This window comes from Aeromicrobium sp. PFPM2_SD2, assembly GCF_057364525.1.
In genome coordinates this window covers 1-10,710 of sequence record NZ_JBNFNZ010000041.1, presented here as the reverse complement: position 1 = coordinate 10,710, position 10,710 = coordinate 1, and the positions used below count along the sequence as shown (strand labels likewise).

At 72.4% G+C, this 10,710-nt stretch carries 10 protein-coding genes and 1 pseudogene; 9 read left to right on the top strand and 2 right to left on the bottom strand.

Annotation, left to right across the window (positions count from 1 at the left end; all coding sequences use genetic code 11):
- The first annotated feature begins 291 nt into the window (after nt 1-291).
- The 3 genes from dut to AC2W7G_RS03975 are packed head-to-tail and all read left to right on the top strand — an operon-like array spanning nt 292 to nt 1,804.
- Nucleotides 292-735 (top strand): dUTP diphosphatase, encoded by a 444-nt coding sequence (gene dut / locus AC2W7G_RS03985; protein ID WP_485867297.1) that lies wholly within the window; start codon nt 292-294, stop codon nt 733-735.
- A 44-nt stretch (nt 736-779) separates the two neighbouring features.
- Nucleotides 780-1,139 carry an OB-fold nucleic acid binding domain-containing protein gene (locus tag AC2W7G_RS03980; protein ID WP_485867296.1) on the top strand — a complete coding sequence of 120 codons (360 nt, stop codon included), beginning with the start codon at nt 780-782 and terminating at the stop codon, nt 1,137-1,139.
- Nucleotides 1,136-1,804, top strand: coding sequence for a DUF3159 domain-containing protein (locus AC2W7G_RS03975; protein WP_485867295.1), 669 nt, complete (start codon nt 1,136-1,138; stop codon nt 1,802-1,804). Before AC2W7G_RS03980 ends, AC2W7G_RS03975 begins: the two co-directional genes overlap by 4 nt.
- Here AC2W7G_RS03975 and AC2W7G_RS03970 read toward each other — a convergent pair.
- Together AC2W7G_RS03970 and AC2W7G_RS03965 are read right to left on the bottom strand one after the other, a co-directional pair.
- Nucleotides 1,801-2,463, bottom strand: a complete 663-nt coding sequence (locus AC2W7G_RS03970) for a potassium channel family protein (protein ID WP_485867294.1) — start codon at nt 2,461-2,463, stop codon at nt 1,801-1,803. The two genes, AC2W7G_RS03975 and AC2W7G_RS03970, sit on opposite strands and share 4 nt — an antisense overlap.
- Complete coding sequence (locus AC2W7G_RS03965) at nt 2,460-3,125, bottom strand: potassium channel family protein (protein ID WP_485867293.1); 666 nt, start codon at nt 3,123-3,125, stop codon at nt 2,460-2,462. Before AC2W7G_RS03965 ends, AC2W7G_RS03970 begins: the two co-directional genes overlap by 4 nt.
- Before the next feature lie 68 nt (nt 3,126-3,193).
- Here AC2W7G_RS03965 and AC2W7G_RS03960 point away from each other — a divergent pair, with 68 nt between their 5' ends.
- The 6 genes and pseudogenes from AC2W7G_RS03960 to AC2W7G_RS03935 form a co-directional block, all read left to right on the top strand.
- A complete protein-coding gene (locus AC2W7G_RS03960) occupies nt 3,194-5,197 on the top strand; it encodes an APC family permease (protein WP_485867292.1) in 2,004 nt (667 codons plus the stop codon).
- Nucleotides 5,190-5,321 carry a TRAM domain-containing protein gene (locus AC2W7G_RS03955; protein ID WP_485867291.1) on the top strand — a complete coding sequence of 44 codons (132 nt, stop codon included), beginning with the start codon at nt 5,190-5,192 and terminating at the stop codon, nt 5,319-5,321. Before AC2W7G_RS03960 ends, AC2W7G_RS03955 begins: the two co-directional genes overlap by 8 nt.
- Nucleotides 5,318-6,511 (top strand): hypothetical protein, encoded by a 1,194-nt coding sequence (locus tag AC2W7G_RS03950; RefSeq protein ID WP_485867290.1) that lies wholly within the window; start codon nt 5,318-5,320, stop codon nt 6,509-6,511. The genes AC2W7G_RS03955 and AC2W7G_RS03950 overlap by 4 nt, the downstream gene beginning before the upstream one ends.
- Entirely contained in the window at nt 6,508-7,209 is a 702-nt protein-coding gene (locus tag AC2W7G_RS03945) for an RDD family protein (protein WP_485867289.1), read from the top strand. The genes AC2W7G_RS03950 and AC2W7G_RS03945 overlap by 4 nt, the downstream gene beginning before the upstream one ends.
- 146 nt (nt 7,210-7,355) lie before the next feature.
- A pseudogene (locus AC2W7G_RS03940) lies at nt 7,356-10,189 on the top strand (aconitate hydratase).
- Nucleotides 10,190-10,292: 103 nt separating this feature from the next.
- Nucleotides 10,293-10,710, top strand: a 418-nt coding sequence (locus AC2W7G_RS03935; protein WP_485867288.1) for a flavin reductase family protein, incomplete at its 3' end; no start/stop codon positions are given.

Sequence of the window (10,710 nt, the reverse complement as noted above, 5' to 3'; positions counted from 1 at the left end):
GGGACCCAGCACGGCGCGGCCCACGTGCAGCGTGCCGTCGTCGTCGACCCGGACCCGCAGCGTCCAGCGCGCGACCAGCACCACGCCCAGCAGCGCGACGACCACGAGCGCGACGAGCCCCGCGACGCCGTCGAGGCCACCCACACGATCCAGCCCATGACGACGCCCGAGCCCAGGGCCAGCGCCCACCAGGGGGCCGACGGGACCAGGCGCTCCTCGTACCTCATGGCCCTCACTGTGCCCGACCGCGCCACGCGTCCCGGCACGCGGGTCGCCGGTAGGGTCGCGGCCATGGTGCAGGTGCTCATCTCCCGGCTCGACCCCGACGTCCCACTGCCCGCGTACGCCCATCCCGGCGACGCCGGCGCCGACCTCGTGACGACCGAGGACGTCGAGCTGGCGCCGGGGGAGCGGCGCCTCGTGCCCACGGGGGTGGCGATCGCGCTGCCCGAGGGGTACGCCGCGTTCGTCCACCCGCGCTCCGGGCTCGCGGCGCGGCACGGGCTCTCGATCGTCAACGCGCCCGGCACGGTGGACGCCGGGTACCGCGGCGAGATCAAGGTGGCCCTGGTCAACCTCGACCGCGAGACGCCGATCCGGCTGAGCCGCGGCGACCGCATCGCCCAGCTCGTGGTGCAGCGCGTCGAGCTCGCCACGTTCGCCGAGGTGGACGCCCTGCCCGACTCCGTGCGCGGCGAGGGCGGCTACGGCTCCACCGGCGGGTTCGCGGTCTGAGCGAACCGGACGGACCGTCCCCGCAACCCGCCTACACTGGCGCCATGGCACGCCTCTTCTCGCGCGGCACCGCCCCGCGCCGCGACGCCCTGGACCGCCAGGAGCACGACGAGCTGCAGCAGGACGTCGAGCGCGCGGGCTGCCGTGCGATCGCCGCCCAGGGCGAGCGCTGCTCGGTGGACGTCCACGGCGTGCTGCGCTCGGTGACGCTCGAGCCGATCGGCGGCGCGCCGGCGCTGCAGGCCGAGCTGTACGACGGCACCGAGGCCGTCCGTCTCGTCTTCCTCGGCCGGCGCCGCATCGCCGGCATCGAGCCGGGCCGGCGCCTGACCGCCCACGGCCGGGTCGGACGCCGCGAGGGCCAGCGCATCATCTTCAACCCGCGCTACGAGCTCTCCGCGTGAGCGAGCCGAGCATGACCACGGCCGACGTCACGACCGTCGAGCAGCTCGTCCGCCAGCAGCTCGCCCAGGCGCTCGGCGGCGGCCGGGGCATCCTCGAGGCCGCCGTCCCGACCGCGTCGTTCACGATCGCCTGGCTGGTCAGCCACGACCTGCGCACGTCCCTGGCCGTCAGCATCGGCCTGGCGCTGCTGCTGATCGTCGTGCGCCTCGCGCAGCGCTCGTCGACCCAGTTCGTCGTCAACGCCTTCGTCGGCATCGCCATCGCCGCGGTGTTCGCGTCGCGCAGCGGCGAGGCCAAGGACGTCTTCCTGCCCGGCATCCTCTACAACGGCGCCTACGCCGTCGGCCTGGTCGCGTCGATCCTCGTCGGCTGGCCGCTCGTCGGGTTCCTCGTCGGCGCCGTCACCAACGACCCCACCGGCTGGCGCCGCGACCGCGCGATGGTGCGGCTGTGCGCCCGGCTGACCTGGCTGCTGGCGCTGCCGTGCATCGTGCGCGTGCTCGTGCAGTACCCGCTGTACCTCGGCGACCACGTGGGCCTGCTCGGCACCAGCAAGATCGTGCTCGGCTGGCCGCTGCAGGTCGCCGCGCTGCTGGCGATGGTCGCCGTGCTCGGCCGCAACGCCACCCCGCTGGAGCCGGACGCCGCGACCGAGCGCTCCTAGCGCTTCGGGGCGAGCAGCTCGCCGATCGCGTCCTCGGCCGCCTCGGGCGAGACGAACAGCAGCTCGTCGCCGGCCTCGAGCGAGCGGTCCTGGTCGGGCGTGTGGACGGCCTGGTCGCGCAGGATCGCCACGAGCACGACGTCGGCCGGCCACGGGACGTCGCGCACCCGGTGACCCACGAAGGGCGAGTCCTCGGGCATCGTCAGCTCCACGAGGTTCGTCTCGTTCTGGCGGAACGTGAACAGGCGCACCAGGTCGCCGACCGTCACCGCCTCCTCGACCAGCGCCGACATCAGGCGCGGCGTCGACACCGCGACGTCCACGCCCCACGACGCGTCGAAGAGCCACTCGTTGCTCGGGTGGTTCACGCGGGCGACGGTGCGCGGCACGGTGAACTCGGTCTTGGCCAGCAGCGAGATGACCAGGTTCGCCTTGTCGTCGCCGGTGGCGGCGATGACGACGTCGCAGGTCTGCAGCTGGGCCTCCGACAGCGAGGAGAACTCGCACGCGTCGGCGAGCAGCCACTGCGCGTCCGGCACGACGTCGCTGCGGATGGACGTGGCCTGCTTGTCGATGAGCAGGACGGTGTGCCCGTGGTCGAGCAGCTCCTGGGCGACCGAGCGCCCCACGGCGCCGGCCCCGGCGATGGCGACCCTCATGCGTCCTCCTGCGGTCCGGCGTCGAGCACGGCGTGCGCGGCCTCGGCGTCCACCTCGCGCACGAAGACGCTGAGGTAGTCGCCCTCCTGGACGACGGTGTCGGGCGTCGCGATGATGCCCGTGCCCAGGCGCATCAGGTAGGCGACGCGCACCGACGCGGCGCGCTCCAGGTCGGACACGGGGTGACCGACCCAGCGCAGCGGCGCGTAGACGTGGTCCAGCCGCACCTCGCCGGACGGATCGCGCCAGATCGGCTCGCTGCCGGCTGGCAGCAGCCGGCGCAGCACCTGGTCGGCCGCCCACGGCACGGTCGCGATGGTCGGGATGCCCAGGCGCTCGTACACCTCGGCGCGGCCCGGGTCGTAGATCCGGGCGACGACGTTGGCGACGCCGAACTGCTCGCGCGCGACGCGGGCGGCGATGATGTTGGAGTTGTCGCCGCTCGACACGGCGGCGAAGGCGTCGGCCCGCTCGATGCCGGCCTGGCGCAGCACGTCGCGGTCGAAGCCGACGCCGGTGACCGTGGTGCCGGTGAACCCGGGGCCGAGACGCCGGAACGCGTCGGGGTTGGAGTCGATGACGGCGGTCGTGTGGCCGCGGTCCTCCAGGCTCTGGGTGAGCGTCGACCCGACGCGTCCGCAGCCCATGATGACGATGTGCACGCGCAGACGCTACACCTCCGCAGGCCGGTCGTCCCGCGCTGACGGACCCGGGGTCCTACGATCTGCGGGTGAGTCTTTCCGGGTCCGTGAAGCGGACGCTCGTCGGGCGCAAGCTCCGCAGCGAGCAGCTGGGCGAGACGCTGCTGCCCAAGCGGCTCGCCCTGCCCATCTTCGCCAGCGACGCGTTGTCCTCCGTGGCGTACGCGCCCGACGAGATCTTCCTGACGCTGTCGCTGGCCGGGATGAGCGCCTACGCGTTCAGCTGGCAGATCGGCCTGGCCGTCGCGGTGGTCATGCTGACCGTCGTCGCGTCCTACCGCCAGAACGTCCACGCCTACCCGAGCGGCGGCGGCGACTACGAGGTCGCGACGGTCAACCTCGGGCCCGCGGCGGGCCTGTCGGTGGGCAGCGCGCTGCTCGTCGACTACGTCCTCACCGTGGCGGTGTCGATCTCGTCGGCGGTGCAGAACGCGTCCGCGGCCCTGCCGTTCGTGCAGGGGCACGAGGCGACCGTCGGGGCCGGGCTCGTGCTCGTGCTCATGGCGATGAACCTGCGCGGCACCAAGGAGTCCGGACGCGCGTTCGCCGTGCCCACCTACCTGTTCATGGTCGCGGTCATCGGCATGGGCGTGGTCGGCTACGTCCGCTACCTGACCGGCTCGCTGCCGCAGGTCGAGAGCGCCGACCTCGAGCTCGTCCCGGAGGCCCCGTACGAGGGCGCGGTGACGACCATCGCGATGGTGTTCCTGCTGGCGCGCGCGTTCTCGTCGGGCTGCGCGGCGCTGACCGGCGTCGAGGCGATCAGCAACGGCGTCCCGGCCTTCCGCAAGCCCAAGAGCCGCAACGCCGCCACCACGCTGCTGCTGCTCGGCACGATCGCCATCACGATGCTGCTGAGCGTCATCGTCCTGGCCGACCTCATGGGCCTGAAGTACGTCGAGGACCCCGGCACCCAGCTGCTGCGCGACGGCGTGCCGGTCGGCGACGGGTACGTCCAGGACACGGTGATCGGCCAGCTCGCCGGCGCGCTGTACGCCGACCTGGCGCCGTTGTTCTACTTCACGATGGCCTGCACCGGGCTCATCCTGGTGCTGGCGGCGAACACCGCCTTCAACGGCTTCCCGGTGCTCGGCTCGATCCTGGCCCGCGACGGCTTCCTGCCGCGTCAGCTCGACACCCGCGGCGACCGCCTCGCGTTCAGCAACGGCATCGTGCTGCTGGCCGCGGCCGCGATCGTGCTGATCCTGGCCTTCGACGCCGAGGTCACCCACCTCATCCAGCTCTACATCGTCGGCGTCTTCGTCTCGTTCACGCTGAGCCAGCTCGGCATGATCCGGCACTGGACCCGTCACCTGGCCGCCGAGACCGACCCCGAGGCGCGCCGGCGCATGCTGCGCTCGCGCGGCGTCAACGCCTTCGGCCTCGTGCTGACCGGCCTGGTGCTCGTCATCGTCCTCATCACCAAGTTCCTGGCCGGCGCCTGGATCGCCATCACGGCCATGGTGGTGCTGTTCGCGCTCATGCGCGCGATCCGCCGCCACTACGACCTGGTCGGCGAGGAGCTGACGATCGGCGACGAGGACGTCGCCCTGCCCAGCCGCGTCCACGGCATCGTCCTGGTCAGCCGCCTGCACAAGCCGACGATGCGGGCCCTGGCCTACGCCAAGGTCTCGCGCCCCAACACCCTCGAGGCGGTGACGGTGCAGCTCGACCCCGAGACCACGCGCCGCCTCCTGGCCGAGTGGGACGCGCGCGACATCGGCATCCCGCTGACCGTCCTGGACTCGCCGTACCGCGAGCTCGTCCGGCCGGTCGTGCGCTACGTCAAGGAACGCCGCCGGGCCAGCCCGCGCGACGTCGTGACCGTCTACATCCCCGAGTACGTGGTCGGCCACTGGTGGGAGCAGCTGCTGCACAACCAGACCGCCCTGCGGCTGAAGGGACGCCTGCTGTTCATGCCCGGCGTCATGGTGACGAGCGTGGCCTACCAGCTGCGCTCGGCGAAGGACCGTCGCCCGCCGACGGCCGGCTCCGCGCCGGGGGACGTGCGTCGTGGCTACGTCGGTGAGTGAGGGACTGGACGTCGGCGACGAGGTCGTCGTCGACGTCGGTCCGGTGGCCCACGGCGGCCACTGCGTCGCGCGGCACGAGGGCCAGGTGCTGTTCGTCCGGCACACGATCCCGGGGAGAGGGTGACCGCCCGGGTGACCGAGCGCCAGCGCAGCTTCGTGCGGGCCGACGCCGTCGAGGTCCACCAGGCGTCGCCGGCGCGGGTCACGCCACCGTGCCCGTACGCGCGTCCGGGCCTGTGCGGCGGCTGCGACTTCCAGCACGTCGAGCCCGCCGAGCAGCGCCGCCTCCTGGGCGACGTCGTGTCCGAGCAGCTGCGCCGCCTGGCCGGCATCGACCGCGAGGTCGTCGTCGAGGAGGTCGAGCCCGTCCTCGGCTGGCGCACGCGCATGACCTTCGTGCCGGGTCCGACCGGTCACCTCGGCCTGCGCAAGCACCGCTCGCACGAGGTCGTCGAGGTCGAGCACTGCTGGATCGCCCACCCGGACCTGCCCGACGTCCTGCCCCACGACTGGCGCTCGCCGAGCGTCGAGGCCGTCGTCTCGTCCACCGGCGACACGCTCGTGGTCGCCGACGGCCCCGTGCCGGAGGGCCTGGCCGTGGACGGCGTCGTCGGCCTGGACGGCCGTCGGCGCGCGGGCCGCGGCGCGGTGACCGACGCAGGTCGGCGACCACCGCTACCGGGTCGACCGGATCGGGCCTTCTGGCAGGCTCCGACCCCCGCCCTCGGCGCGCACGCTGACCGACGCGGTCATGGCGGCGGCCGACGTGCGTCCGGGCGACGCCGTCGCCGACCTCTACGCCGGCGTCGGGCTGTTCACGGCCCGCTGGCCGAGGCCACCGGGCCGACCGGCTCGGTCGTGAGCGTCGAGGCCGACCACGGGGGGCACCCGCGACGCCCGGCGCAACCTGCACGCGTTCGCCCAGGTGCGCCTGGTCGACGCGACGGTCGAGGCCGCCCTGCGCCGCCGGCAGGTGGGGGAGCGGCTCGACGTCGTCGTGCTCGACCCGCCGCGCACCGGAGCCAAGAAGGCCGTCGCCGGCATCGCCGCGCTCGAGCCGCGCACGATCGTCTACGTGGCCTGCGACCCCGCGCGCTCGCGCGCGACCTGGCGTCCTTCGCCGCCCGGGGGTACGAGCTGGACGGGCTGCGCGCCTTCGACTGTTCCCGCAGACGCACCACGTGGAGTGCGTCGCGGTGCTCCGCCGCACGGCCTGAGCCGGCCGGCGCGTCCAGCGAGCGGCCGGAGACCTCTCGCCGCGCCCCGGCGCGTTGCTTGCTCCGCCGCGGGCGACGCGCGACAGTGTGGGCATGAGCACCGAGGTCGAGGGCCCGACGACCACGCTGACCCAGAGGCGCCAGGACGCGTTCTTCAACGACGCGCTGCTGTTCAGCACCGCGTTCACCGCCGCCGTCGTCGTCGCCACGGCGGCCCTGCTGCTGGCCCGCCTGCTCGGCATGGACCCGGTCGACGTCTCGTGGCAGGACGGCCTGCCCGACCACCTGCTCGTCACGGGCCTCGTCGTCGGCGAGCTGTTCCTGCTCTGGAACAACGGGCTGCGCCAGGGCGTGCGCGGGCACAGCATCGGCATGCACCGCGTCGGCCTGCGGGTCGTCGACCGCGACTCCGGCGAGCGGCTCGGCGCCGGCCGCGGGCTCGTCCGCGGTCTGGTGCAGGTCGTCCTGCTCGACCTGCTGCTCACCGCCCTGCCGTTCGGCCTGCCGACCGTGCTGCGCGTCGCGACGCCGGACGCCTGGCACGTCGGCATCGCCGCCTACCTCGTGGTGGCCGTCTGCCTGGTGCTGCTCGTGGTGCCGTCGCTGCCGAACCCCGCGGACCTGCTCGCCCGCAGCCGGGTCGTCGAGGCCACGGGCGAGGACGCGCTGCTGACCGCCCCGCGCCGCACCGTGGTCACGGTGCTCGAGGTGCTGGGCGTCGCGGGGCTGCTCGTCGTGGCGGCCAGCTACGTGTGGTTCGTGTGGCCGGTGCTGCACGCCCCGACCCTCTGGTGACCGTGTCGCTGCGCGCAGCGTGAGCGAACCCTTGATATCGTGTATCTTGATATCAAGATACTTACGGTTAGGCAGACCTGATCGCGCGTCGCATGATGGACCGTGGGCAGGATGGGGACCGACCAGCGCCATCGAAGGAGAAGACCATGGCAGTCGACAGCTTCCACGCCAAGGAGTCGCTGAAGGTTGGTGAGCAGAGCTACCAGTACTTCCGCCTGGACGCGGTCCAGGGCGAGGGGCTGGACGTCGCCACGCTTCCGTACAGCCTGAAGATCCTGCTCGAGGCGCTGCTGCGCACCGAGGACGGCGCCGACATCACGAAGGCCGACATCGAGGCCCTCGCCGGCTGGGACGCCACGGCGGACCCCAGCAAGGAGATCCAGTTCACGCCCGCCCGCGTGATCATGCAGGACTTCACCGGCGTCCCGTGCGTCGTCGACCTCGCCACCATGCGTGAGGCGATGGCCGACCTCGGCGGCGACCCGAGCAAGATCAACCCGCTCGCGCCGGCCGAGATGGTCATCGACCACTCCGTCATCGCCGACGTCTTCGGCACCCCCGAGGCGTTCGAGCGCAACGTCGAGATCGAGTACGAGCGCAACGGCGAGCGCTACAAGTTCCTGCGCTGGGGCCAGGGCGCCTTCGACGACTTCAAGGTCGTCCCGCCGGGCACCGGCATCGTCCACCAGGTCAACATCGAGAAGCTCGCGCGCGTCGTCTTCACGCGCGACGCCGACGGCGAGGTCGTGGCCTACCCCGACTCCTGCGTCGGCACCGACTCGCACACCACGATGGTCAACGGCCTGGGCGTCGTCGGCTGGGGCGTGGGCGGCATCGAGGCCGAGGCCGCGATGCTCGGCCAGCCGATCAGCATGCTGATCCCGCGCGTCGTCGGCTTCAAGCTCTCCGGCGAGCTGCCCGAGGGCGCGACCGCGACCGACCTGGTGCTCACCATCACCGAGCAGCTGCGCAAGCACGGCGTCGTCGGCAAGTTCGTCGAGTTCTACGGCCCCGGCGTCTCGGCCGTCCCGCTGGCCAACCGCGCCACGATCGGCAACATGAGCCCCGAGTACGGCTCGACCGTCGCGATCTTCCCGATCGACGACGAGACGACCAAGTACATGCGCCTCACCGGCCGCAGCGAGGAGCAGATCGCGCTCACCGAGGCGTACGCCAAGGCCCAGGGCCTGTGGCACGACCCGTCGGCCGAGCCGCGCTACTCCGAGTACCTCGAGCTCGACCTCTCCGAGGTCGTCCCGTCGATCGCCGGCCCGAAGCGTCCCCAGGACCGCGTCGTGCTGGCCGAGGCCAAGCAGGGCTTCCGCGGCGCGCTGGCCGACTACGTCACCGACGACGTCGACGCCGATCGCAAGCCCGGCGTCCCGCCGGCGGCCAACGAGGAGACCGGCTACGACGAGGCCGTCGCCGAGACCTTCCCGGCCTCGGACCCGGTCTCGAGCCACGACGACGGCAAGAGCGCGCCCAAGGACTACGCGTCCTGCGCCCCGGCCGACGGCGGACGCCCGAGCAACCCGGCCATGGTGACGCTCGAGGACGGCACGCAGTTCGAGCTCGACCACGGCGCGGTGACCATCGCGGCCATCACGTCGTGCACCAACACGTCCAACCCGTCGGTCATGATCGGCGCGGCGCTGCTGGCCAAGAAGGCGGTCGAGAAGGGCCTGGCGCGCAAGCCCTGGGTCAAGACGACGCTGGCCCCCGGCTCGAAGGTCGTCTCGGACTACTACGAGCGCGCCGGCCTCACGCCGTACCTGGACAAGCTCGGCTTCAACCTGGTCGGCTACGGCTGCACCACCTGCATCGGCAACTCCGGCCCGCTCATCCCCGAGGTCAGCGCCGCGGTCAACGAGAACGACCTCGCCGTCGTCTCGGTGCTCTCGGGCAACCGCAACTTCGAGGGCCGGATCAACCCCGACATCAAGATGAACTACCTGGCCTCGCCGCCGCTGGTCGTCGCGTACGCCCTGGCCGGCACGATGGACATGGACATCACCACGGAGCCGCTCGGCACCGACACCGACGGCAACCCGGTGTACCTCAAGGACATCTGGCCCTCGCCGGCCGAGGTCGAGGACGTCATCCAGGCGGCCATCTCCTCGGACACGTTCAGCCGTGAGTACGCCGACGTCTTCGCCGGCGACGAGCGCTGGCAGAACCTGCCGACGCCCGACGGCGATACCTTCGAGTGGGACGCGGACTCCACCTACGTCCGCAAGGCGCCCTACTTCGACGGCATGGAGCTCGAGCCGGCCCCGGTCGAGGACGTCTCCGGCGCCCGGGTGCTGCTCAAGCTCGGCGACTCGGTCACGACCGACCACATCTCGCCGGCCGCGCGATCAAGAAGGACAGCCCCGCGGGCCAGTACCTCATGGAGAACGGCGTCGAGCCGCGCGACTTCAACTCGCTGGGGTCGCGTCGCGGCAACCACGAGGTCATGATCCGCGGCACGTTCGCCAACATCCGCCTGCGCAACCAGATCGCGCCGGGAACCGAGGGCGGCTTCACCCGCGACTTCACCCGCGACGGCGAGGTCACGACGGTGTTCGAGGCGTCGCAGAGCTACGCCGAGGCCGGCACCCCGCTGGTCGTCCTGGCCGGCAAGGAGTACGGCTCGGGCTCGTCGCGCGACTGGGCGGCCAAGGGCACCGCGCTGCTGGGCGTCAAGGTCGTCATCGCCGAGAGCTACGAGCGCATCCACCGTTCGAACCTCATCGGCATGGGCGTCCTGCCGCTGCAGTTCCCCGAGGGCCAGAACGCCGAGAGCCTCGGCCTGACCGGTGAGGAGACCTTCGAGGTCACCGGCATCACCGAGCTCAACGAGGGCCGCACGCCCAGGACCGTCAAGGTCAAGGCCGGCGACAAGGAGTTCGACGCGGTCGTCCGCATCGACACCCCCGGTGAGGCGAACTACTACCGCAACGGCGGCATCATGCCGTACGTGCTGCGCAGCCTCCTCTGAGGCTGAGCGGTCGCCCACGCGCTGAGGGTGACGTTGTTGAGGCGACACGCCGTGTCGAGCCGCAACAACGTCACCCTCAGCGCTTTCCCGGGAGAGTGAGAGCGTGACGATCCACACCGACCACCCGTTCGTGCCCGGCGAGGGCGACCGCGACCCGTTGCGCCGGCTGCGCGGACGCCTGGCCGCGCCGGTCACGGTCTGGACGACCGGCGCCGGACGGGACCGGGCCGGGCTCACGGTGTCGTCGCTCCTGGTGGCCGACGGCGACCCGGCGCGCGTCCTGGGCCTGGTCGACGAGGACTCCGACCTGGCCGAGGCGCTGGACGACACCGGCCGGCTGATCGTCAACGTCCTGGGCGACCAGCACCGCTTCCTGGCCGAGGTGTTCGCCGGCCTGGCGCCGGCTCCCGGGGGACCGTTCACGCAGGGGGAGTGGACCGACGGCGAGCACGGGCCGGTGCTCGCGGACGCCGTCGGGCACCTCGGGGTGCGGCTCGACGACGGGCCGCGCCGGCACGCGG